General features: G+C 65.8%; 18 protein-coding genes, 2 tRNA genes and 1 pseudogene. 8 read left to right on the top strand and 13 right to left on the bottom strand.

Annotated elements, in window-relative coordinates:
* The first annotated feature begins 30 nt into the window (after window positions 1–30).
* Both DSD19_RS03350 and DSD19_RS22000 read left to right on the top strand, forming a co-directional pair.
* Window positions 31–531 carry an acetone carboxylase subunit gamma gene (locus tag DSD19_RS03350; RefSeq protein WP_075785657.1) on the top strand — a complete coding sequence of 167 codons (501 nt, stop codon included), beginning with the start codon at window positions 31–33 and terminating at the stop codon, window positions 529–531.
* 167 nt (window positions 532–698) lie between these two features.
* Window positions 699–1,805 (top strand): hypothetical protein, encoded by a 1,107-nt coding sequence (locus DSD19_RS22000; RefSeq protein ID WP_202241427.1) that lies wholly within the window; start codon window positions 699–701, stop codon window positions 1,803–1,805.
* Window positions 1,806–2,108: 303 nt separating this feature from the next.
* On the opposite strand, the gene DSD19_RS03335 is transcribed toward DSD19_RS22000, so the two are convergent.
* From DSD19_RS03335 to DSD19_RS03320, 4 genes are all read right to left on the bottom strand, one after another.
* Window positions 2,109–3,968: a methyl-accepting chemotaxis protein gene (locus DSD19_RS03335; protein ID WP_113668520.1), complete on the bottom strand. Its 1,860-nt coding sequence runs from the start codon at window positions 3,966–3,968 to the stop codon at window positions 2,109–2,111.
* 451 nt (window positions 3,969–4,419) lie between these two features.
* Entirely contained in the window at window positions 4,420–5,676 is a 1,257-nt protein-coding gene (locus DSD19_RS03330) for a helix-turn-helix domain-containing protein (RefSeq protein WP_075784989.1), read from the bottom strand.
* Window positions 5,677–5,789: 113 nt separating this feature from the next.
* The gene (gene hemA, locus DSD19_RS03325) at window positions 5,790–7,013 is read right to left on the bottom strand and encodes a 5-aminolevulinate synthase (RefSeq protein ID WP_113668519.1); all 1,224 of its coding nucleotides are present in this window, start codon (window positions 7,011–7,013) and stop codon (window positions 5,790–5,792) included.
* 525 nt (window positions 7,014–7,538) lie between these two features.
* The gene (locus DSD19_RS03320; RefSeq protein ID WP_243627654.1) at window positions 7,539–8,180 is read right to left on the bottom strand and encodes a 5-aminolevulic acid synthase; all 642 of its coding nucleotides are present in this window, start codon (window positions 8,178–8,180) and stop codon (window positions 7,539–7,541) included.
* Window positions 8,181–8,333: 153 nt separating this feature from the next.
* Here DSD19_RS03320 and DSD19_RS03315 point away from each other — a divergent pair, with 153 nt between their 5' ends.
* The gene (locus DSD19_RS03315) at window positions 8,334–9,707 is read left to right on the top strand and encodes a M20/M25/M40 family metallo-hydrolase (protein WP_113668518.1); all 1,374 of its coding nucleotides are present in this window, start codon (window positions 8,334–8,336) and stop codon (window positions 9,705–9,707) included.
* Between the two features lie 281 nt (window positions 9,708–9,988).
* Here DSD19_RS03315 and DSD19_RS03310 read toward each other — a convergent pair.
* Window positions 9,989–10,065, bottom strand: a tRNA-Asp gene (locus DSD19_RS03310).
* A gap of 28 nt (window positions 10,066–10,093) precedes the next feature.
* Window positions 10,094–10,170: transfer RNA gene (locus DSD19_RS03305), tRNA-Asp, on the bottom strand.
* A 261-nt stretch (window positions 10,171–10,431) separates the two neighbouring features.
* On the opposite strand from DSD19_RS03305, the gene DSD19_RS03300 reads away from it, so the two are divergent.
* The 3 genes from DSD19_RS03300 (at window position 10,432) to DSD19_RS03290 (ending at window position 13,536) form a co-directional block, all read left to right on the top strand.
* The gene (locus tag DSD19_RS03300) at window positions 10,432–10,878 is read left to right on the top strand and encodes a GNAT family N-acetyltransferase (protein ID WP_243627648.1); all 447 of its coding nucleotides are present in this window, start codon (window positions 10,432–10,434) and stop codon (window positions 10,876–10,878) included.
* A gap of 61 nt (window positions 10,879–10,939) precedes the next feature.
* Complete coding sequence (locus DSD19_RS03295) at window positions 10,940–12,289, top strand: DUF2927 domain-containing protein (RefSeq protein WP_075787497.1); 1,350 nt, start codon at window positions 10,940–10,942, stop codon at window positions 12,287–12,289.
* Window positions 12,290–12,351: 62 nt separating this feature from the next.
* Window positions 12,352–13,536 carry a VWA domain-containing protein gene (locus DSD19_RS03290; protein WP_113668516.1) on the top strand — a complete coding sequence of 395 codons (1,185 nt, stop codon included), beginning with the start codon at window positions 12,352–12,354 and terminating at the stop codon, window positions 13,534–13,536.
* A 284-nt stretch (window positions 13,537–13,820) separates the two neighbouring features.
* Here the strand turns inward: DSD19_RS03290 and DSD19_RS03285 are convergent, their stop codons facing one another.
* From DSD19_RS03285 to DSD19_RS03260, 6 genes are all read right to left on the bottom strand, one after another.
* Window positions 13,821–14,231 (bottom strand): F0F1 ATP synthase subunit epsilon, encoded by a 411-nt coding sequence (locus DSD19_RS03285; protein ID WP_075784985.1) that lies wholly within the window; start codon window positions 14,229–14,231, stop codon window positions 13,821–13,823.
* Window positions 14,232–14,288: 57 nt separating this feature from the next.
* Entirely contained in the window at window positions 14,289–15,713 is a 1,425-nt protein-coding gene (atpD, locus tag DSD19_RS03280; protein ID WP_075784984.1) for a F0F1 ATP synthase subunit beta, read from the bottom strand.
* A gap of 19 nt (window positions 15,714–15,732) precedes the next feature.
* Window positions 15,733–16,602 (bottom strand): F0F1 ATP synthase subunit gamma, encoded by an 870-nt coding sequence (locus DSD19_RS03275; protein ID WP_113668515.1) that lies wholly within the window; start codon window positions 16,600–16,602, stop codon window positions 15,733–15,735.
* 21 nt (window positions 16,603–16,623) lie between these two features.
* Window positions 16,624–18,162 (bottom strand): F0F1 ATP synthase subunit alpha, encoded by a 1,539-nt coding sequence (atpA, locus tag DSD19_RS03270; protein WP_075784982.1) that lies wholly within the window; start codon window positions 18,160–18,162, stop codon window positions 16,624–16,626.
* Window positions 18,163–18,723, bottom strand: coding sequence for a F0F1 ATP synthase subunit delta (locus DSD19_RS03265; protein ID WP_075784981.1), 561 nt, complete (start codon window positions 18,721–18,723; stop codon window positions 18,163–18,165).
* Window positions 18,724–19,011: 288 nt separating this feature from the next.
* On the bottom strand, window positions 19,012–19,758 hold the full coding sequence (locus DSD19_RS03260; protein WP_113668514.1) for a class I SAM-dependent methyltransferase: 747 nt from the start codon (window positions 19,756–19,758) through the stop codon (window positions 19,012–19,014).
* A 66-nt stretch (window positions 19,759–19,824) separates the two neighbouring features.
* Between DSD19_RS03260 and gloB the strand changes: the two genes are divergently transcribed.
* Together gloB and clpA are read left to right on the top strand one after the other, a co-directional pair.
* Window positions 19,825–20,586 (top strand): hydroxyacylglutathione hydrolase, encoded by a 762-nt coding sequence (gloB, locus tag DSD19_RS03255; RefSeq protein WP_113668513.1) that lies wholly within the window; start codon window positions 19,825–19,827, stop codon window positions 20,584–20,586.
* A gap of 175 nt (window positions 20,587–20,761) precedes the next feature.
* The gene (gene clpA / locus DSD19_RS03250; protein ID WP_075784978.1) at window positions 20,762–23,098 is read left to right on the top strand and encodes an ATP-dependent Clp protease ATP-binding subunit ClpA; all 2,337 of its coding nucleotides are present in this window, start codon (window positions 20,762–20,764) and stop codon (window positions 23,096–23,098) included.
* 105 nt (window positions 23,099–23,203) lie between these two features.
* Here clpA and DSD19_RS03245 read toward each other — a convergent pair.
* Window positions 23,204–24,003: pseudogene (locus tag DSD19_RS03245) on the bottom strand (DDE-type integrase/transposase/recombinase); the annotation flags it as partial.
* Window positions 24,004–24,058: the final 55 nt, after the last annotated feature.

Below are 24,058 nucleotides of genomic sequence, written 5' to 3'. Positions count from 1 at the left end.
GGCGCCCTTTTCAGAAAGGGAGGAACAGACATGGCCTATACCGAAGCCAAGATCCGCGATCTCGTGGACGGCACCATCGATCAGGACACGCTGCATCAGATGCTGTCCATGCCCAAGGATCAGGAACGGTTCGAAATCTACCTCGGGATCCTGCAGGAGCAGGTCCCCTGGGACGACCGCATCATCCTGCCGCTGGGCCCGAAGCTTTTCATCGTTCAGCGGGCCGAGGACAAGAAATGGGTGATCCGCAGCTGGGCCGGGCACGATTTCTGCGACTGGACCGAGAACTGGAAGCTGCATGCCAAGGTCCGGGTCCGCGACACGCCGGAGGCGATGGAAAAGCTCTATCCGAAGCTGATGGCCCCCTCGACCGGCTGGCAGGTGATCCGCGAATACTTCTGCCCGCTCTCGGGCGATCTGCTCGATGTCGAGGCGCCGACACCCTGGTATCCGGTGATCCACGACTTCGAGCCGGATATCGACACCTTCTACCGCGACTGGCTGGGTCTTGAGGTGCCCGAGCGCGCCTGACCGAGGCCCCGGCCGCGCCGCGGCCCCCTTTCCGAAGGGGGCCGCATAGGCCCTCGCCGAACCTTGCCGCAAGGCGAAAGAAAGTCGCCGCAAGGTTGTGCAAACGGCTTGACCCGTCGCCCTCCCCGCCTTTTCATTGTCCCGCCCCATCAAGGGAGGCTTGGGCCATGTCTATGCTTCTGAGCGATCTGCGCACCACCTTCGGCTATCTGCTTCAGGCTGCCCTTTGCCGGGCGTTCGGACCATTGCGCCCCAAGGCGCCGCCACGTCCCGATTACAGCGCGGTCTATACCTCGCCGGAGTTCACCGTCGAGCGGTTCGGGAAATGCCAGAAGGGCAGCTATATCGAGGTCTACCGGCCGAAGACGCCCTGGCTCGGGCAGAACGGACGCCCCAAGGCGGTGATCTTCCTGCACGGATTCGTGCTGGGGGCCTCGCAGATCTACCGCGCCCATCTCGAACACCTGGCCCGTCAGGGCTATACCGTCTTCTTTCCGAACTTTCAGACCGGGTTTTGCAGCTTTCCCGAAAGAGGGCTGATGACCGTGGCAGAGTTGCTGGACGAGGTCTTCGGCGACGGGCTGCGTCCGTCTCAGGAAAAATGGATGCAAAACGCGCTGGCCAGCGTCACCGATGCCTATGCCCGGGTCGGCTTCGGGCCCGATGTCGCGGTCGATACCTATGTCTATGGTCATTCGCTGGGCGGCCTCTTCGCGCTGAGCTGGCCCTGGTACGTGACCCGGGACGGCCTGCCCGCCAACCTCATGCCGCTGCAGGTCGTGACTGCCGACCCGATCCCCAGCAGTTCAGCCGCGTCGGCGCCGGGCCAGATCGGCCTGGCCCTCGACCGGTTGCAGGACGATGTGAACCTGAGCGTCACGGGAAAGGCACTGACCATGCCGGTCGCAATCCTGCATGGCGATGCCGACTGGATCGTGCCGAAATCCGAATGGGACATCCCGTTCGGCAGCATCGCCACAGATCGCAAGCGCATGTACCTGTCGCAGACCGATACCCATGGTTGCCCCGGGCATTTCGCCAATCACGAACAGGCAACCGACGATACCAGCTTTTTCCGCCCGCTTCTGTCTCTGTTGCTGCTCGACGGCGTTGGCGCCGAGGACACGCTGGACTGGCGCTATCTTTGGTTCGCGCTCGATCAGGTGATCCGCGAGGGCGCCGAGGCCGACCGTCTGGAATTCGACCTGGGACATTGGTCCGACGGCCGCCCCGTGCGCCCGGTCAAGGTCTATCTTTCGGGCGACGCGGCCTGAACCCGGTCTGGGATCCGCCGAGGTCGCTAGAGGCCTCGGGATCTTCGTCCGGGTGGCCGGGATCTGGGTGGCCGGGGGCGAACTTGCTCGATGCCAGCGGCGCGTGTCGCGCTCTTCTTCGTCCGGGTCATCCCGAGCAGTCGCAAACACGGCTCCTCACCGAATTGCCGAACTGCGGTGGCAGCCAGTCGATACCTTTCCCGAGCCCGCACCGATCTGCGTGAAGGTTCGGGCATCTCGGACCGCTCCTTCCGAGCGCTGACGCTCTGCGAACGGTCCGAGGCCGGCGACCGGTGTGCAGGCTCAGAAATCCTGCCAGCCGCTGTCGTTCACAGCCCGTTTGGGCGCATCCATCGCGGCGAACGGCGGGCGATCGGGCTTGTAGGAGGGCGCCGACGGGCTCCGCGGGCGGGCGACGGCGGGGGCGCTGCCCTTCAGACGGAACCGGGCGACGAGGCTTTGCAGATTGCCCGCCTCCTGCTTCATCGTCACCGCGGCGGCGTTCGCCTCCTCGACCATGGCGGCGTTCTGCTGGGTGACCTTGTCCAGCTCGTTGATGCCGACATTGATCTCGCCCAAGCCCACCGACTGTTCCTGAGCGCCGGTCGCGATCTCGCCGATCAGTTCGGCAATGTTGCTGACGCGCTCGACGATGTCGGTCAGCGCCTCGCCGGTCCGGTTCACCAGCGCCACGCCGGATTCGACCTGATCGGAACTGGACGAAATCAGCGTCTTGATCTCTTTCGCGGCCTCGGAGGACCGCTGCGCCAGTGCCCGCACCTCGGAGGCCACAACGGCAAAGCCCCGGCCGGCCTCGCCCGCCCGCGCCGCCTCGACGCCCGCGTTCAGCGCCAGAAGGTTGGTCTGGAAGGCGATGTCGTCGATCACCCCGATGATCTGGTTGATGCCGTCGGAGGATTTCTTGATCTCGGACATCGCGCCGATGGCTTCCTTGACCACCAGACCCGATTGTTCGGCATTGCCCCGCGCCTCGCGCACCACATTCTCGACCTGAGCCGCGCCATCGGCCGCGGCGCGCACGCTGGCGGTCATCTCGTCCATGGCGGCAGCGGTTTCTTCCAGCGTGGCAGCCTGATTCTCGGTCCGCCGCGACAGGTCGTCGGAGGCGCCGCTGATTTCCTCGGCCCGGGTGGTGATTTCGGTCGAATTCTCGACGATTTCGCCCATCAGCGCGTTCAGCGTATCCACAGTGGCGTTGAAGTCCTGACGAAGCTGTTCATAGGCAGGGGCGAAGGTCGTGTCGATCGTCCGGGTCAGGTCGCCCTCGGACAGCGCCCGCAGCCCGACGCCCAGATCGGTCACCACGCGTTCCTGTTCGCGCCGGTCTTCCTCGCGGGCGGCGGCAAGCCGTTCGGACTCGGCCAGCTTGTCGCGGAACTCGGACAGGTTGCGGCCGAGATCTCCAATTTCGTCATGGCGCTTGGACGCCGGGATCTCGGTATCGTAACGACCATTCGCGACATCGCGCATCGACTCCACGAACGCCGCCAGCGGCCGGGTGACACTGCGCACCAGCACGGCCGACACGGCGATCAGCAGCAACATACCGACAATCAGCGTGATAATCGACGCCATCCGCATGCTTGCCAGTTCGGCGTTGATGTCCGACACATAGGCGCCGGTTCCGACGAACCAGCCCCAGGGTTTGAACTGCTGCACCGAGCCAAGCTTTTTCTCGGGCTCCGTCTCTCCGGGTTTCTGGAACCAGTATTCGACCGTGCCCGCCCCGTCGCGCAGCGCAACCTCGCGCATTTCCTGAAAGAGTTTCAGCCCCTTGACGTCGGCATAGTCGGATTTGTCGGTTCCGACCCATTCCGGCAAAGTGGCATGCGCCGTCACAACGAGGTTGTTGTCGAGCGCGAACAGGTACCCCGACTCTCCGAAGCGCAGCGTCTCGAGAAGCCGACGCCCCGTCGCCTCGGCCGCCGGACGGTCCATCTCACCGGCCTCCACCTTCGCCTGCAGATCGTCGAGCAGCGATATCGCAGCATCGGTCATGCCGCGAAGCTCGGTCTCGCGCATCTGGTAGGCGTTGCTGACCGCGCGCGTGAGAAGAAGGACCGACAGCACGATCGACAGCGCAAGCGCGACGATCACGATCAGATAAATGCGGAAAGGAATCCGGTACAGGAAGGCGGGCATGCGGGCTACCTCGAATTGTGCATTGCGGGGCGGTATACCGCAAAGTGTTTAGAAACTCTCTTAAAGTTCAATTCTAGGTAAATGCTGGATGACTTTTCCAACGGATCGGGCGAGCCCGCCTCGAGACCTTTTTATCGTTTATTTTTATGAGCTTATCGACACGCGAACGGATTTCTCACTCAGTCAGGCACCGGGTCGATGGTGTGCAACGCTTCGACAACCATACTAAACTGACAAAACCTAGCCCGAAATTACCCCCGGACTTCCATTCTTTCGCCCCCCCGGACCCATCGCGCTGTCACAGTTGACCCCTTTGCCGATCAGACACGCCATCGGACGGACGCGCCCGGGCGCCCACGCGTGGAAAACTGACGACACGACAAGGGCCGCCTTCGAGGCGGCCCGGTCCTTCGCGAATGAAAGATGAAACCGGCGCTGCGGCGGCCCCGCCCTAGCGGGACGGCCCCGACACGGTAACCGGAACCTCGTTCTGGGCAAGCGCCACCGCAAGATCCGGATCCGCCTTTATATCGGCCAGTTGATAACGCTCGGTCAGCGCTTCCGGCGAAAGCTCGATGTTCTTGGCCACGTTCGCGCCCGGCGCCGACGGTCCGTAGGTCCGGCCATTCACCGAGAAATAGACCGAGCCCGAATTGCCGGCGCGCAGCGTCGGCGGCTCGTCGGTCCGGGGCAGCACATAGCTTTCGCCGGCATTGAGGATCTTCTCAAGCAGCACGGTGCCGTCCGCCGCCGAAACGCGGACCCAGGCGGGTCGCACGGCCAGAAGCGCCAGTTCGGGCGTTGCATCGGCGGCCACGACCTGAACCGGGGTTGCGCCGGAAACAGCCGTGCCGACCTGGGTAACGGTCATGCCCGGTGTGCCCGCACCGGCCTCGGCCAGCGCGCTGGCGACGGCACGGTCGAAGGCCCGGTCGGGACGGCGGTCGCTGGACAGAACCCCGATCTCGCCGGGGTCGATGGTGGCAATCGGCCCGTCGCGGGCGACCATGACCGGCCGGTCGAGCGCCTGAGGGCGATAGAGGCGGTCGAGCGCCTCGACCGAAGGGGGCGTGGCGGGCGCTTCGTCCGACAGCGGATCGGCCCCGGCCACCTGCAGCGGATCGACATCGGCGATCAGACCCGGCTGATCGTCCAGCGGCGCAAGCCGCACCTGCTGGATTTCCTTCAGCACCGACCAGCCGCCATAGCCCAGCACCGCGATCAGCGACAGCAACACCAGCATCGAGCCGATGGCGCCGGGCTGAACCTGGGAAAACATCGCCGGACCGCGTGGCACGAAGATCGCATTCGGATCGGCCAGCGGATCGCGCGGTTCGGAGACCGACTTGCGGCGCGAGGCCTGCGGACGGGGCGAGGCAGCCGCGTCCATGGCGTTGACGGTCGCGAAATTGCCCTCTTCGCAGAAGCGGCGATAGGCCCATTCCGGGTCGAGCCCCAGATAGCGGGCATAGGACCGCACATAACCGGCGATGAAACCGGGCGTCTCGAAGGCCGTGGGATCGGCGTTCTCGATGGCGGCGATATAAGTTGCGCGGATCTTCAGTTCGCGCTGGACGTCCAGCAGGGATTTGCCGAGCGTCGCCCGCTCTCCCCGCATGACATCCCCAAGACGCAATTCGAACGCATCGAAACCTTTGGGTGCGTCTTGCGAGCCCTCAGCCGCGCGCGGCTGCCTGCGCCTGATCATGGAACCGCCCTGTGCCTGCCTTCGTGTCCCCGGTGAGGCGGCGATCCGTGGAATCGCCGCCTCGTTGACGAAACATTATCACAAGCGCGGGAGCGGTACACCCGCAGTTGGATTTAAGCGGTGAGTTCGGCGCGATTCAGCGCACATTGGGCCCAAAGCTCGTCCATCGCGCGGATCAGGGCATCCATTTGTTCCGGCGTATGAACCGGCGACGGCGTGAACCGCAGCCGTTCGGTGCCGCGCGGCACGGTGGGGAAGTTCACCGGCTGCACGTAGATGCCGTATCCCTCGATCAGCATGTCCGAGATCCGCTTGGTGTGGACCGGGTCGCCGATGATCAGCGGAACGATATGGCTGCCATGGTCGATCACCGGCATACCCAGGCCCTTGAAGCGGGCCTTCAGAACGCGGGCACGATCCTGGTGTTTTTCCCGAAGCGCGGTGTCGGTCTTCAGGTGACGCACCGACGCGCAGGCGCCGGCCGCGATGGTCGGCGGCAGCGAGGTGGTGAAGATGTAGCCCGGCGCATAGGAGCGGACGGCATCGCACATCTTGGCCGAGGCCGCGATATAGCCACCGAAGACGCCAAAGGCCTTGGCCAGCGTGCCGTTGATGATGTCGATGCGGTGCATCAGATTGTCACGCTCGGCGACACCGGCGCCGCGCGGGCCGTACATGCCGACCGCATGGACCTCGTCGATATAGGTCAGCGCGCCGAATTCGTCAGCCAGATCGCAGATTTCCTCGATCGGGCCGAAATCGCCATCCATCGAATAGACCGACTCGAAGGCGATCAGGATCGGGCGGCCCTTCTCGATGCCTTCCAGCACCTGACGCAGATGCGCCATGTCGTTGTGGCGGAAGATGTGCTTGTCGCAGCGGCCGCGGCGAATGCCCTGGATCATCGAGGCGTGGTTCAGTTCGTCCGAGACGATGACCAGATCCTTGAACAGCATCGGCAGGGTCGAGAGCGTCGCGTCGTTGGCCATGTAGGCCGAGTTGAAGACCAGCGCGGCCTCTTTCTGGTGCAAGTCGGCCAGTTCGGCCTCGAGGCGGCGGTGATAGACCGTGGTTCCCGAAATGTTGCGGGTGCCCCCCGACCCGGCGCCGGTGGCCGAGATCGCATCCTGCATGGCGGCGATCACCGTCGGATGCTGCCCCATGCCGAGATAGTCGTTGCCGCACCACACGACGATGTCCTGGTTCTCACCGTCCGGACGGCTCCAGACCGCCTCCGGGAACGCGCCCTTGCGCCGTTCGATGTCGATGAAGGTGCGGTAGCGTCCCTCTTCATGCAGCCGGTTGATGGATGCGTCCAAAGCAGCGGTATAATCCACCGGGTCTCTCCTTTTTCTAGGCCCCGCAAGGCCATCGAGGATTTCCGTCACGCCCCGCCCTGCGGAACCTTCCGGGTCCTTCTGCGTTCAGGGGTCACCGACCGACCCCTCTGGCGTTCCGTCCGTCCCGGCCGGGAGCGTCCGAATTGCCGTTTCCGTTTCCCGTCCGTTTCTCTTATGCGAAAAACGGCGGATATCGAAGCGTGATGCTGCACAAATTTTCAGCCGATCCTCGCTTTTGCTTCAGCCTTCCCGGGCCAGGCGTTCCGATCGGAAACAGGGTTTCTGAGGTCCACCGATACCCGGGCAATATGGCACGATTCGGTCTGAAGGAGCGTTCGCGCGCACCACCCGTCCGTCAGCTTAGCGACAGTTTTGCCGTTTGAACATTGATTTCTGTCAATTCAGGTGGACAGAGCGGCTGTAAGCTTGGCTAGACAGCCTTCCATCCGGCGGCGTCCGGGACCCGCCCTTGCGCAGCGGGCCCGGAGAGATCATGCCCCGCAGGGCCACGCATCCGTCGTCTCAGCGATCCTCGACGGCCAACCGGCAATCGGACGCGCCCGAAGCGCTGGCACAGGCGTCGAGCGCCTGAGCCGCAGCGTCGGGCCCCTTGCGGACCACCCAGCGGCCGGTCGATTCCGAAATCGCCATGGCGCGCGGACCGCCCCGCCGTCCGTAATCGCTGCGCAGCCCTTCGGTCGCATCGGCCGAAAGCTGCAGCGCCCGTGGTTCCCAGCCCTTCGGCCGGATCTCGGCCGCAATTACGCAAGGGTTCCCGTCGGGCTTGCGGGCGGCATCGCAGCCCTTAAGCGCCGCAGCACGGGCCGCCTCGACATCGTGATAGTTGGCCGCGGCCAGCGTCGCCTCGGAAATGAGCCCCTCGCTCGGAGCGACGGCGATGGCCCCGTAATAGGGTTGCTGCGCGCCCGCGAAGACCAGCCCCTTGCGGTCGGCTTCCGACAGGAAGGGCAGGTCGATCACGGTGACCTCGGCGCCTTTCGGCTTGAACACCAGCTTGCGCGCGGCCTTGCCGTCCACCGGCTCGGCCGAGGCCGCGACGGCGCCCCCCAGACAGAGGGCAATCCCAAGCGAAATCCCGAAAACCCGGGCGGAACGAAGAGCCCCCCCTTCGCGCGGCCCCGCGCTTTCCGTCCTGCAATCCATGTCCGACCTCCTGTTAAGACGACCGCCCGGTAACTCTAGTCTTCCCGGCGACGGCCTGCCAGCCCTCGGCTCCCCCCTGTACCGGGCGCCCTCTGGACACCCCCCATCGGCCTGCTAGGGTCCGCGCAACCCACGCATCCGAAGGAGTCCGCGATGAGCCTTGACCCTGTTCTTTCCCGTATCGACGCCGATCTGCCGCAGGCCCTCGACCGGCTGATGGCGCTGCTCCGCATCCCGTCGATATCGACCGATCCGGCCCATGCCGCCGCCTGCCGCGACGCGGCCGAGTGGATGGTCCGCGATCTGGCCTCGATCGGCTTCGACGCCGAGATCTGCCCCACGCCCAAACATCCGATGGTCGTCGCCAAGGGCGGCACGGCCGGGCCGAGCCTGCTCTTTTACGGTCACTACGACGTTCAGCCGGTTGACCCGCTGTCGCTCTGGGCGCGCGATCCGTTCGATCCGGCCATCGAGGAGACGCCCAAGGGCAAGGTGATCCGTGCCCGCGGCGCGGGCGACGACAAGGGCCAGCTGATGACCTTTCTCGAGGCATGCCGCGCCTGGAAGGCGGTGCATGGCTCCCTGCCCGCCCGCATCACCGTCTTTCTCGAGGGCGAAGAGGAATCGGGGTCGCCCTCGATGGTGCCCTTCCTCAAGGAGAACGCGGACCGGCTGAAAGCCGATCTCGCGCTGATCTGCGACACCGGCATGCTGGGCGACGCGACCCCCACCATCGTCACCATGCTGCGCGGCCTCGTGGGCGAAGAGATCACCGTCACCGGCCCGTCCAAGGACCTGCATTCGGGCATGTATGGCGGCCCCGCGATGAACCCGATCCGGGTGCTGGCCCGGATCATCGCGGCACTGCATGACGACACCGGCCGCGTGACCGTGCCCGGTTTCTACGATGGCGTGCCCGAAATGCCCGAAGAGATCCTCCGGCAATGGGCCGGGACCGGCTTCGACGCGGACCGGTTCCTGGGCGAGGTCGGGCTTTCGACACCGGCGGGCGAAGACGGCCGGTCGGTGCTGGAAATGCTCTGGGCCCGCCCGACCTGCGAGGTGAACGGTATCTCGGGCGGCTACGAGGGCACGGGCTTCAAGACGGTGCTGCCGTCCAATGCCTCTGCCAAGGTCAGCTTCCGGCTGGTCGGCACCCAGGACCCGCTGAAGATCCGCGAATCGTTCCGGAAGATGGTGCAGGACATGCTGCCGCCCGACTGCACCGCCGAGTTCGCCCCGCACGGCGCCTCGCCTGCCTCGGTGATGGACATCGCCGATCCGGCCTTCGAAAAGGCCCGCCTGGCGCTGTCCCAGGAATGGCCCAACCCGGCGGCCTTCGTCGGCTCGGGCGGGTCGATCCCGGTCGCGGGCTACTTCAAGACGCTTCTGGGGATGGAATCGATGCTGATCGGCTTCGGCAAGGATGACGACGCAATCCACTCGCCGAATGAGAAATACGACCTCGAAAGCTTCCACAAGGGCATCCGCAGCTGGGCCCGAATCCTGGCCGCCCTCGCCGCCTGAACGGCCCACCGAGACAGACCCCCGGCCGGGCGTGTGTCCGGTCCGGGGCAGTCCGCGGGGCCGACCACCGCGGCCCCGCGGACTGCGGAACCGATGCGAGCCCCAGGCCCGCGACCGCGACCAGCCGGGCGAAATACCCCCTTCCGCAAAGCCCCGACCGCGCCGCGCGCCAGCGCGGCGCCCGGCCCAACGGGATGCGGCGGCCGAGAGGCCGCCAAAGACGGGCGGGAGCGCCCGGTCTCAATCGTCCGGGTGAACGAGGCAATCAGGATTTGAAGAAGTGGCGCGGTTGACGGGGCTCGAACCCGCGACCCCCGGCGTGACAGGCCGGTACTCTAACCAACTGAGCTACAACCGCGCATCGCGCGGGACAAACTGGAAGGCGGTGGCGCGGTTGACGGGGCTCGAACCCGCGACCCCCGGCGTGACAGGCCGGTACTCTAACCAACTGAGCTACAACCGCAGCGCCTTCCGGGCTCGCCCGGCGTGACGTGCCTTTTATTGACGCCCAAAGCCCCCGTCAAGCGCCTCCGACCGCAAATCTTGCCCCCGCCGCGCCGGTTTTTTCGTCCATCCTGCCGCAGCCCGCAAAAAGCCGGGCCGGAAGGCCACGCTCCGCCCCGCAATGGCCCCCGATCCGCGGCCAACCCTTGTGAAGACCGCGCCGCTCTCGCAAGATGCGATTGCCGGATTCCCCCTGCTTTCCCGCGAAAGGCCCCCCTCAGTGACCGACCTCCTCGTCCGTCCGCTTCGCCCAGAGGACGCCGCCTCCTGGCGCAGGCTCTGGGCGGCCTATCTCGACTTCTATGAAACCTCGGTCCCGGCCGAGACCTATGACATCACCTTCGCGCGGCTCCTGCATGGTGGCGATCCGAACATGGGCTGTCGCCTCGCGCTCAGCGGCGTCAAGGTTGTGGGGCTCGTGCATTTCATCTTCCACCGGCATTGCTGGAGGCCCGAGAATGTCTGCTATCTGCAGGATCTCTATGCCGATCCCGCCATGCGCGGCCGCGGCGTCGGCCGGGCGCTGATCGAGGCGGTCTATGCGGTGGCCGATTCCCGGGGCACGCCCTCGGTCTACTGGCTCACCCAGGACTCGAACGAAACCGCGCGACAGCTTTACGACCGGATCGGCCAGCCCACCCCCTTCGTGAAATATGTCCGCGGCTGAGATCGGCCGCCGCGGCCCTGCGGTGCGGACCATTGGCCGCGCGGCGGCGCTGGCGCGGCCAATGGCCCTGCTCATCACGCTCGCGGCCTGCGCCGGTCCCGGCCCGGAAATGCCGGGCCGCCGCCCCCCAGCCCTTGCCGATCTGCCGCCGATGAAGACCTTCGTCACCCATCGCGTGACGCCGCCCCAACGCTCGAACGCCGCCATCGCCCAGGACTTTCTCGACCTCGCCTTCCAGATGGAGAGCGGCCGCAGCCTGCCTTACATGACGCGCTTCGAAGGGCCGATCACCGTCCGTGTCACCGGCCCTGCCCCGGCCAGCCTCGAACCCGATCTGGCGGCGCTGCTGGCCCGGCTCCGCCGCGAGGCCGGGATCGGCATCCACCGGGTCGCCGCCGACGCCCCGGCCAGCGTCACGATCGAATTCTTGCCGCGCAGCCAGTTGCAGCGGCTGGTGCCGCAGGCCGCCTGCTTCGTCGCGCCGCGCGTCTCCTCCTGGGAGGACTTCCGGCAAAGCCGCCGCTCGGGCGAGGTCGACTGGACCACGCTGCCGGTCCGCCAATGGGTCGCGATCTTCATTCCCGGCGACGTGAGCCCGCAGGAGGTGCGCGACTGCCTGCATGAGGAACTGGCCCAGGCCATCGGCCCCCTGAACGACCTCTACCGGCTGCCGGATTCGGTCTTCAACGACGACAATTTCCACACCGTCCTGACCGGGTTCGACATGCTGATCCTGCGCGCCTATTACGCGCCCGAACTGCATAACGGCACCACCCGCGACGAGGCCGCCCGGGTGCTGCCGCAGCTTCTGGCCCGGCTCAACCCGCGCGGCGAACGGATCGGCGGCAGCGATCTGATGTCGCCGACCCCGCGCGCCTGGATCGACGCCATCGAGGCCGCGCTCGGCCCCGGCACCGCCCCGTCGCAGCGGGTCGCGGCGGCTCGGAGCGCGGTCGAGATCGCCCGCACCCAGGGCTGGCGCGACACCCGCCTGGCCTTCAGCCTCTTTGCCTTCGGCCGTCTGGCGCTTGGCCAGAACAATGGCGAGACCTCGCTGGCCGCGTTCCTTGAGGCAGGCCAGATCTATGCCGCCCATCCGGTGACCCGCGTGCAATCCGCCCATGTGGCCATGCATATCGCGGCCTTCGCGCTGTCCGCCGGGCAACCCGACACCGCCGTCCTGATCATCGACGATCATCTCGACGACGTGCAGAACGGCGAGAATGCCGCGCTTCTGGCCTCGATGCTGCTGATGAAGGCCGAGGCTCTCGACATGCTGGGCTGGACCAAGGAGGCCGCCGCGATCCGGCGCGACGCGCTGGGCTGGGCGCGCTACGGATTCGGCTCCGAGAACGAGGTGCGCGAACGCATGGCCGAGATCGCCTGGCTGAACCCGGCCCGGACTGACTGATCCGGCCGACTGAGCCGGGCTTTCCCCTTTCCGGCGGCCGTGCCCGGCCCTATGCTTGGCCCATGTTCCTGCCCTTCTTCCAGACGCTTCGCGCCACTGGCATTCCCGTCTCGCTGCGGGAGTATCTGAGCTTCCTCGAAGGGGTGAAACGCGGCCTCGTCACCTATGACGCCGAGGGCTTCTACTATCTGGCGCGCACCGCGCTGGTGAAGGATGAACGCCTGCTCGACCGGTTCGACCGGGCCTTCGCGCAAAGTTTCGGCGGGCTCGAGGAGATCGGCCCCGGCGAGGTGCTCGAGGCGCTCGACCTGCCCGAGGACTGGCTGCGCAAGCTGGCCGAACGCCACCTGTCCGAGGCCGAGCGCGCCGAGATCGAGGCCATGGGCGGCTTCGACAAGCTGATGGAGGCGCTGAAGGAGCGCCTGAAAGAGCAGAAAGAGCGCCATCAGGGCGGCAACAAGTGGATCGGCACCGCCGGGACCTCGCCCTTCGGCGCCTATGGCTTCAATCCCGAGGGCGTGCGCATCGGTCAGGACGAAAGCCGCCACCGCCGCGCGGTCAAGGTCTGGGACAAGCGCGAATTCCGCAATCTCGACGATTCGGTCGAGCTTGGCACCCGCAACATCAAGGTGGCGCTGAAACGGCTGCGCCGCTGGGCCCGCGACGGCGCCCGCCACGAGCTTGACCTCGACGGCACGATCCGGGCCACGGCCGATCACGGCTATCTCGACGTCAAGACCCGGCCCGAACGGCACAACGCGGTCAAGGTGCTGCTGTTTCTTGACGTGGGCGGGTCGATGGACGACCATATCCGCGTCGTCGAGGAACTGTTCTCGGCCGCGCGGTCCGAGTTCAAGCATCTCGAACACTACTACTTTCACAACTGCCTTTACGAAGGCGTCTGGCGCGACAACCGGCGCCGCTGGGACCGGGTCACGCCGACCGCCGAGGTGCTGCGCACCTACGGGTCCGACTACAAGTGCATCTTCGTCGGCGATGCCAGCATGTCGCCCTACGAGATCGCCTTCGCGGGCGGCGCGAACGAACACTGGAACGCCGAACCCGGCCGGGTCTGGCTGGAGCGCGCCCGGGCGCAGTGGCCCGACCATCTCTGGATCAACCCGGTGCCCGAACGGCACTGGCACTACACCCAGTCGATCGGCATGATCCGCGAGATCTTCGAGGACCGCATGGTGCCGATGACCCTGGACGGGATCGAACGGGGCATGAAGACGCTGGGGCGCTGACGCCCACTCTGTAAGCGCCGCCTCTTGCACAGATCCACTCCCCGGCGCACCCTCTCTGCCTGCAGGGGCGGTGTGCTGCGTCCGCGCCTCCGTCCTCCATCGCCCTATTGCAAGGCCATCACAGCCGGCGCGCCCCGGCCCCTTGCAACCGCCCGGACCACTCACGGGCTGGTCCCTGTTGCTCCCGGCGAGGACCTCGCCTTCCGGGGGCCGTTCCCGTCCCGGCACAACAAAAAAAGGGCCCGCCGAGGCGGACCCTTTTCAAAGCGTACGAACGGCGGGCCTCAGGTCTGCGGCTCGAAGCCAATATGGGTGCCCATCGCCACCATGTCGGCCAGCATCCGCGCCGCGGCGTCGACCACGTCGGGATGCGCGTCGCGCGCGGCCGCGCGGGCCTCGGCGACCATCTCGTCGATCATGTCCTGCGTCACCTCCTCGACCGGGTGCGAGCGCTCGGCCAGAACCGTCGCCGCATCAGCGGTGATTTCGGCGAACCCGCCGGTGACGATGTATTTCTGCGATCCGCTCTCGGTGAAGACCTCAAGCAGGCCGGGGCGCAGGGTGGTGATCAGCGGCGCGTGCTGGGGCATTGCGGTGAGGTCGCCCTCGAACCCCGGGATGACGACAGAGGTCGCCTTTTCCGAGGCCACCCGGCGTTCCGGCGCCACCAGATCGAATTGCATCGTGTCGGCCATGTTGCCTCCTTGCAAGCGGGCGCCGGGCGGACGGTCCGTCCGGCGCCGTAAGCCCTATCAGGCCGCGTCGGCCGCCATCTTCTCGGCCTTGGCGATCACGTCGTCGATGTCGCCGACCATGTAGAAGGCGGCTTCCGGCAGGTGATCGTATTCGCCGGCCACGACCGCCTTGAACGACGCGATGGTCTTTTCAAGCGGCACCTGGACGCCGTCCGACCCGGTGAACACCTTCGCCACGTCGAAGGGCTGGCTGAGGAACCGCTGGATCTTCCGGGCGCGGGCCACGGTCAGCTTGTCCTCTTCCGACAGTTCGTCCATGCCGAGGATGGCGATGATGTCCTGCAGCGACTTGTAGCGTTGCAGGATGCCCTGCACGTCGCGGGCCACCTGGTAGTGCTCTTCGCCGACCACGGCCGGATCGAGGATCCGCGAGGTCGAATCGAGCGGGTCCACCGCCGGGTAGATGCCGAGTTCGGAAATCGCACGCGACAGAACGGTGGTGGCGTCGAGGTGGGCAAACGAGGTCGCGGGCGCCGGGTCGGTCAGGTCGTCCGCGGGCACGTAGATCGCCTGAACAGAGGTGATCGAGCCACGCTTGGTCGAGGTGATGCGTTCCTGCAGCGCGCCCATGTCGGTCGCCAGCGTCGGCTGGTAGCCCACGGCCGAGGGAATACGGCCCAGAAGCGCCGACACCTCGGACCCCGCCTGGGTGAAGCGGAAGATGTTGTCGACGAAGAACAGAACGTCGGTGCCGGACTGGTCGCGGAACTGCTCGGCCAGCGTCAGGCCGGTCAGCGCGACGCGGGCACGGGCCCCCGGAGGCTCGTTCATCTGGCCATAGACCAGCGCCACCTGCGACTTCGACAGATCATCGACCTTGATGACGTTCGACTCGATCATCTCGTGATAGAGGTCGTTGCCCTCACGGGTCCGTTCGCCAACGCCCGCGAACACCGAGTAGCCCGAGTGCACCTTGGCGATGTTGTTGATCAGTTCCATGATCAGAACGGTCTTGCCCACACCGGCGCCGCCGAAGAGGCCCACCTTGCCGCCCTTGGAATAGGGCGCCAGCAGGTCGATGACCTTGATGCCGGTCACGAGGATCTCGGACGAGGTCGACTGCTCGGCGAATTCAGGCGCCGGCTGGTGGATGGCCCGGGTTTCCGTCGCGTGCACCGGACCCTTTTCGTCGACCGGCTCGCCGATCACGTTCAGGATGCGGCCCAGCGTGGCGTCGCCCACCGGCACCGAGATCGGCTTGCCCAGGTCCGTCACCTTGGCGCCGCGCACGAGACCCTCGGTCGCGTCCATGGCGATGGTGCGCACGGTGTTCTCGCCGAGGTGCTGGGCCACTTCCAGCACCAGCCGCTTGCCGTTGTTCTCGGTTTCCAGCGCATTCAGAATCTCGGGCAGGTGTTGGTCGAATTGAACGTCGACCACGGCGCCAATCACCTGGGTGACCTTGCCTACAGCATTTGCCATTGTCGTTTCTCCGGTTCCGTTAGAGCGCCTCGGCGCCCGAAATGATTTCGATCAGCTCCTTGGTGATCGCAGCCTGACGCGAGCGGTTGTACTCGAGGTTCAGCCGGTCGATCATGTCGCCCGCGTTCCGGGTCGCGTTGTCCATCGCGGACATCCGCGCGCCCTGTTCCGAGGCGCCGTTCTCAAGAAGCGCGGCGAAGATCTGGGTCGCCACCCCGCGGGGCAGAAGCTCGGCCATGATCTCGCCCTCGGTGGGCTCGTAATCATACATGGTCGAGACATCCTCGGGTTCGTCGAAGACGGCCGGGATGATCTGCTGGGCGGTCGGCTCCTGGCTGATCACCGACTTGAAGCGGCTGAAGAAGATCGTCGCGACATCGAACTCGCCCTTTTCGAACCGGGCGATGATGTCCTGCGAGATGTCGCGCGCATTGCCGTAGCGGATGCGCTTGACCTCGCTCAGATCGACATGGCCGACGAAATGATCGGCGAAGTCGCGCTTCAGCTGTTCGCGACCCTTGCGGCCCACGGTCAGAATCTTGACGGTCTTGCCCTCGGCGATGAGGTTCTGCGCCTTGAGACGCGCGAGACGCACGATCGACGAGTTGAAGCCGCCGCAAAGGCCCCTCTCGGCCGTCATCACGACCAGGAGGTGCACCTTGTCCGCACCGCTGCCGACCAGAAGCTTCGGCGCATTGGCCGCCCCGGTGGCCGAGGCCGCGAGCCCGGACATGACCTTTTCCATCTGCGCGGCGTAGGGCCGCGCATTCTCGGCAGCTTCCTGGGCGCGGCGGAGCTTGGCCGCCGCGACCATCTGCATGGCCTTCGTGATCTTTCGCGTCGACTTGACGCTGGCGATCCGGTTCTTGAGGTCCTTGAGGCTAGGCATCTATCCTGATCCCATCCCCGCTCAGGCGAAGTTCTTGGCGAATTCGTCCAGCGCGGCGCGGATCTTGTCCTCGAGCTCGCCCTTCACCTTGCGGTCGTTGTTGGTGATGTCGTCCAGCAGCGCCTGGTGCTTGGTGCGCAGGAAGCTCAGCAGGTCCGCCTCGTAGCGGGTCACGTCCTTGACGGCGACCTTGTCGAGATAGCCCTGCGTCCCCGCGAAGATCACGCAGACGATTTCGGCGTTGGTCAGCGGCGAATATTGCGGCTGCTTCATCAGCTCGGTCAGACGCGCGCCGCGGTTCAGCAGCTTCTGGGTCGCGGCATCGAGGTCCGAGCCGAACTGCGCGAAGGCCGCCATCTCGCGATACTGCGCCAGTTCCAGCTTGACCGGACCCGCGACCGATTTCATCGCGTTGGTCTGGGCCGCAGAGCCAACCCGCGACACCGACAGACCGGTGTTCACGGCCGGACGGATGCCCTGGTAGAACAGGTCGGTTTCGAGGAAGATCTGGCCGTCGGTGATCGAGATCACGTTGGTCGGGATATAGGCCGACACGTCGCCCGCCTGGGTCTCGATGATCGGCAGGGCGGTCAGCGAGCCCGCGCCGTGATCCTCGTTCATCTTGGCCGACCGTTCCAGCAGGCGGGAATGGAGGTAGAACACGTCGCCCGGATAGGCTTCACGCCCCGGCGGACGGCGCAGCAGCAGCGACATCTGACGGTAGGCGACGGCCTGTTTCGACAGATCGTCATAGATCATCAGGGCGTGGCGGCCGTTGTCGCGGAAGAATTCGCCCATCGCGGTGGCGGTGTAGGGGGCGAGGTATTGCATCGGCGCCGGGTCCGAGGCGGTCGCGGCCACGATGATGGAATAGTCCATCGCGCCGGTTTCCTCGAGCTTCTTCACCAGCTGCGCCACGGTCGAGCGCTTCTGGCCGATCGCGACATAGACGCAGTAGAGCTTCTTGCTCTCGTCGTCGCCCGCGGCTTCGTTGTAGGATTTCTGGTTCAGGATGGTGTCGAGCGCCACGGCGGTCTTGCCGGTCTGACGGTCGCCGATGATCAGTTCCCGCTGGCCACGGCCGATCGGGATCATGGCGTCGACCGATTTCAGGCCGGTGGCCATCGGCTCGTGCACCGACTTACGCGGAATGATGCCCGGCGCCTTGACGTCGGCGATGCGACGCTCGGTCGTCGCGATCGGTCCCTTGCCGTCGATCGGGTTGCCCAGCGCGTCGACCACGCGACCCAGCAGCGCGTCGCCGCAGGGCACGTCCACGATCGCGTTGGTCCGCTTGACGACGTCGCCTTCCTTGATGGCACGGTCCGACCCGAAGATCACGATCCCGACGTTGTCGATCTCGAGGTTCAGGGCCATCCCGCGGATGCCGCCCGGAAACTCGACCATCTCGCCCGCCTGGACGTTGTCGAGGCCATGGACACGGGCAATGCCGTCACCCACCGACAGCACGCGGCCTACCTCTGCAACTTCGGCCTCCTGGCCGAAATTCTTGATCTGCTCCTTGAGGATCGCAGAGATCTCAGCTGCTTGGATACCCATTTATCCGACCTCTTTCATGGTGTTCTGGAGTGCACTGAGCCGCGCGCGGATCGAGGTGTCGATCATCTTCGAGCCCAGTTTTACGATAAGGCCGCCGATGAGGCTTTCATCGACGGAAGCATTGATCTTGACGTCCTTGCCGGCGTTTTGCTTCAGCGCGGCAGCCAGGGCGGCGCGTTGCGCGTCGCTCAGCGGCCGGGCCGACACCACATCGGCGCTGACCTCGCCCTTGGCCTCGGCGATCAGGCCGCGCAGTTCGGCGACCATTTGCGGCAGCACGAACAGCCGCCGTTTCGAGGCCATCAATTGCAGCGTGTTCGCCATCATCCGGCCCAGCCCCATTTTCGACGCAATGGCATCGATGGCCCGGGCCTGATCGTCCCGCGAATAGACAGGCGACGAAATCAGGTCTCGAAATTCCCCGCTTTCGGTCAAGGCCGCGTCGAGCGCGTCGACATCGGCTTCGAGTGCGGAAATGCCATTGGCTTCCCTGGTGAGGTCAAACAGCGCTGTGGCATAGCGCTTGGCAATGCCGGACGAAATCGAAGCTGGTTCGGACACGTCAACCCTTCCGATGTCTTAAGGCCCCTCGCATGCCCGTTAAACTCCCGGACGGGGCAGATCAAGCGGCGCGCCCGGTCGGGCACGCTCCGAAATCGGCGTGGGTGTAGCAGAGGAGGATTGACCTCGCAACCGCCTAGAACGGCAGAATGTTGCAGGGGGTAGCGGTCCCGCCACAACGGGCCGCAGAACCCTCGGGTGCCGCTTGGGCAACCGCGCCCCATGCGGCGGTGCGGGGCGGCCGTCCGACCGCGGCGCGGCGCCGGAAAGCCCATGCCCGCTGGGGTCTCAGGCGGGTTCGGCCCCGGGCCGGGGCAGACCGTCAAGAATGCGCAGCGGCCGGGGCAACGGGTCCTTCGTCGCAAGCCCCGTCGGACGGTAGACCCTTTTGGTCGCCTCAACCATCAGCACGCCGCCCGCATAATAGGCAGACATGCGTTGACCCGCGTTTTCCCAGATCCCGGCGGTTTTAAGCCAGAATCGCCTGGCGGTCGGCGGCGAAAACAAGGCGGCGCGATGCGCCTCGGGTTCGAAACCGTGCTGACGCAATTGCGCCTCCAGCTGGCCGGAACTGTAGGGACGGCCAAAACCGAACGGCGTTCCGTCACGTCGCGCCCAAAGACCCGACCGGTTCGGCACAATGAAAAGCGCCCTGCCCCCGGGTCTGAGAACCCGAAGCGATTCCTCAAGCACCGCGCCCGGATGCTCGCTGGTTTCAAGACCGTGCAGCAAAACCAGCTTGTCGACGAACCCGTCAGGCAGCGGCCAGGCGGTCTCTTCGCACAGGACCGAGACGTTTTCCTCGCCCGCGGGCCAGGGCATCACCCCCTGCTGGCCGGGCATCAGCGCCACCACCCGGCGCGCGCTGGCCCTCAGCGGCCGCAGCAGTGGCACAGCGAAACCGAAGCCCGCGACCGTCTGGCCCTTGGCCTCGGGCCAGATCTCGCGCACCTGCTCGCGGATTGCCCTCTGCGCCACGCGCCCCAGATTGGTGCGGTAGTAGAAGTTCCTCAGGTCCAGAACGTCGAGATGCATTGCCGCGCGGCTGCCTCTGGGCTTTGGGTCTCGGGTCCCAAGATAACCAAGACGAACGAGAATGCCATGCCCCTAGAGATCGTCACCGTCCCCTGCCTCAGCGACAACTACGCCTATCTGGTGAAAGGACCCGGCGGGGCCCTTCTGATCGACGCCCCCGAGGCGGGCCCGATTGTCGAGGCGCTGGAGTCGCGCGGCTGGGGGCTCGACGCGATTCTGATCACCCATCACCATCACGACCATGTCGGCGGCGTCGCCGAACTGCGGACACGGTACGGCGCGCAGGTGATGGGTCCGGCGGCCGAGGCGGCCCGGCTGCCGCCGCTCGACCGGGCGCTGGTCGAGGGCGACCGGGTTGGCGACGGCCCGGCCGAAGCCGAAGTGATCGCGGTGCCCGGTCACACGCTTGGTCATGTCGCCTACCGCTTTGCCGGCGGAAACGCGGTCTTCACCGCCGACAGCCTGATGGCGCTCGGCTGCGGCCGGCTGTTCGAGGGTACGCCCGCGATGATGTGGGACAGCCTGACGAAACTGGCTGCGCTGCCGCCCGAAACCCTTGTATTCTCGGGCCATGAATATACATCCGCCAATGCCCGCTTCGCCCTGACCGTCGAGCCCGGCAACGATGCGTTGCGCGCCCGGTCCGCCGAAATCGACCGGCTCCGCGATGAGGGCCGTCCGACTGTACCGGTACCGCTTTCCGTCGAAAGCGCGACCAATCCCTTCCTGCGCGCGGGCAGGCCCGAGGTGAAGACGGCGCTGGGGCTGGGGGATGCCAGCGATGTCGAGGTCTTCGCCGAGATCCGCGCGCGCAAGGACAGGTTCTGAGGCCCGCGCCGCACCGGCGGTCGTGCCGAAAAACCGGGCGAACCGGAAACGGCGTCCAAGTTTTGAACAGAAAAAACTTGAAGCAGACCAACAAACACCAAAACTTAATCCTAAGGGGCCAAGGTGGAGGAACGGCAATGCCCGCCTCTGCCACAGAAGGAAAGGAGCACGTCCCGTGCCTTCATTCTCAAACACTCTCGAGCAAGCCATTCACGCTGCGCTGGCCCAGGCCAATGCGCGCCGCCACGAGCTCGCCACTCTCGAACACCTTCTCCTGGCACTGATCGACGAGCCCGACGCGGCCAAGGTGATGAAGGCCTGCTCGGTCGATCTCGAGGATCTGCGCAAGACGCTCACCGAATTCATCGAGGATGAGCTGGCGACGCTCGTGACCGATATCGAGGGCTCGGAGGCAGTGCCGACAGCGGCGTTCCAGCGTGTGATCCAGCGCGCCGCGATCCATGTCCAAAGCTCGGGCCGGACCGAAGTGACCGGCGCGAACGTGCTGGTCGCGATCTTCGCCGAACGGGAATCGAACGCCGCCTATTTCCTGCAGGAACAGGAAATGACGCGCTACGATGCGGTGAACTTCATCGCCCATGGCGTGGCCAAGGACCCGTCCTTCGGCGAACACCGCCCGGTGACCGGCGCCTCGGAATTCGAGGAAGAACCGCAGGCCGGGGCCACACAGACCGACGGCGGGGAATCCCGGGAATCCGCGCTGTCCAAATACTGCGTCAACCTCAACGCCAAGTCGCGCAAGGGCGATATCGACCCGCTGATCGGCCGCGACCAGGAGGTCGAGCGCTGCATCCAGGTGCTGTGCCGCCGCCGCAAGAACAACCCGCTGCTGGTCGGCGATCCGGGCGTGGGCAAGACCGCCATCGCCGAAGGGCTCGCCCGCAAGATCGTCAGCGGCGAGACTCCCGAGGTGCTGTCGAAGGCCACCATCTTCGCGCTCGACATGGGCGCGCTTCTGGCCGGGACCCGCTATCGCGGCGATTTCGAGGAACGGCTGAAGGCGGTGGTCACCGAGCTTGAGGATCATCCGGACGCGATCCTCTTCATCGACGAGATCCACACCGTGATCGGCGCGGGCGCGACCTCGGGCGGGGCCATGGACGCCTCGAACCTGCTGAAACCCGCGCTGCAGGGCGGCAAGCTGCGCTGCATGGGCTCGACCACCTACAAGGAGTTCCGCCAGCATTTCGAGAAGGACCGCGCGCTGAGCCGCCGGTTCCAGAAGATCGACGTGAACGAGCCCTCGGTCGAGGATGCGGTCAAGATCCTCAAGGGGCTCAAGCCCTATTTCGAGGAACATCACGAGGTCAAGTACACCTCTGACGCCATCAAGTCGGCGGTGGAACTGGCCGCGCGCTACATCCATGACCGCAAGCTGCCCGACAAGGCCATCGACGTCATCGACGAGGCGGGCGCCGCCCAGCACCTGCTGGCCGAAAGCAAGCGCCGCAAGACCATCGGCACCAGGGAGATCGAGGCCGTCGTGGCCAAGATCGCCCGGATCCCGCCGAAGAACGTCTCGAAGGACGATGCCAAGCTGCTGAAGGACCTGGAAACGACGCTCAAGCGCGTGGTCTTCGGCCAGGACAAGGCCATCGAGGCGCTGTCTGCCTCGATAAAGCTGGCCCGGGCCGGTTTGCGCGAACCCGAAAAGCCCATCGGCAACTACCTCTTTGCCGGGCCCACGGGTGTCGGCAAGACCGAGGTCGCCAAGCAACTCGCCTCCAGCCTCGGGGTCGAACTGCTGCGCTTCGACATGTCCGAATACATGGAGAAACACGCGGTCAGCCGTCTGATCGGCGCGCCTCCGGGCTATGTCGGCTTCGATCAGGGCGGCATGCTGACCGACGGGGTCGATCAGAACCCGCATTGCGTGCTGCTGCTCGACGAGATCGAGAAGGCGCATCCGGACGTGTTCAACATCCTGCTGCAGGTGATGGATCACGGCAAGCTGACCGACCATAACGGTCGGCAGGTCGATTTCCGCAACGTGATCCTGATCATGACCTCGAATGCCGGGGCCGCCGAACAGGCCAAGGCGGCGATCGGCTTCGGCCGCGACCGGCGCGAGGGCGAGGACACCGCCGCCATCGAGCGGACCTTCACGCCCGAGTTCCGCAACCGGCTCGATGCGGTGATCTCCTTCGCGCCACTGCCGAAAGAGACCATCCTGCAGGTCGTCGAGAAGTTCGTGCTGCAGCTCGAGGCCCAGCTGATGGACCGGAACGTCACTATCGAGTTGACCCGACCCGCCGCAGAATGGCTGGCCGACAAGGGCTATGACGACAAGATGGGCGCCCGGCCACTGGGCCGCGTCATTCAAGAGACGATCAAGAAACCGCTGGCCGAAGAACTGCTGTTCGGAAAGCTCGCCAAGGGCGGTGTCGTCAAGGTCGGCGTCCGGGAGGGCGAGATCGACCTTCGGATCGAGGAGCCGGAAAAACGCCGCCTCGACTCTTCGAAAAAGCCGCCCCTTCTGACGGCGGAATAGACGGCGGACTATCCCTTTCGGGAACAAGAAGCGCGGCGGGCCTCCGCCGCGCTTTTTCGTTGTCGGTCAGACGAGAAAACGATGGCAAATTTGTTATGTGGGATGTCAAGCAAAGCTGTCTTTCCGGTCAGTATAGCTGTCACATCCCGCGAGATTGCAGACGCACTTCCTGAACAGCTCGGGTCTGTGACGTTGCCAGTCCTTGAGGGTTGCGACGGGGGGTCGCCGCTTGCAGGGCTGATTGCGGGAACTGGGTGCTGTAGAGGTCGACGTAGCGCAGGAGGGTCTGCTCCAGGTCCTCGCCACTCTGGAAACGATGGCTCTGCAGGACATCCCCGATCCTGCCGTTGAACCGCTCGACCATGCCGTTCGTCTGCGGCCGCATCGGCGGCGCGAGACGATGCTCGATGCCGAGTTCCGCGCGGAGGAGGTCGAACTCGTGTTGTCCGGTTGCCGCGCGTTTGCGCAGGCCGAAGAGGCGGTCGGTGAAAGCCCTGCCGTTATCGGTCAGCACGCGGGCGATCCTCATCGGGGCCGCGCGCTCCGGATCGCGAAGGAAACGGCGGGCGTTGGCCGCGGTCTGTGCGGGATAGATGCGCGACGGCGACCCACCGCGTCGCTCGGTCAATGGCAACGAAGAGATAGCGGCGGCGGTCCTCGTCGGCCATCCGGGGCAGATACGTGATGTCGATGTGCAGATCGCCGGGCTCGTCGGCCTTGAAGCTGCCATGCGCGGGCTTGGGTTCCTTCGGCTTCGGCGCCCGCAGGTTGCCCGGGCCGTGGCGCCGGAGGCAGCGGTCGAGGCCCGAGCGCGAGACATGCGGCTTGAGGAATGCACGCACCACGGCGAGCAGATCGTCGAGCGGCAGGAGAAGCGCCTTGCGCAGCGCAACGGCAACGTTCTTCGCTGTGATCGGTCCACCGGATCGATTGTTTCACGCTCGAACCCTGCGTCGGCGT

The sequence above is a fragment of the Rhodovulum sp. BSW8 genome (assembly GCF_003314725.1).
Classification (GTDB): Bacteria; Pseudomonadota; Alphaproteobacteria; order Rhodobacterales; family Rhodobacteraceae; genus Rhodovulum; species Rhodovulum visakhapatnamense.
This window is presented reverse-complemented; position numbering and strand designations above follow the sequence as displayed.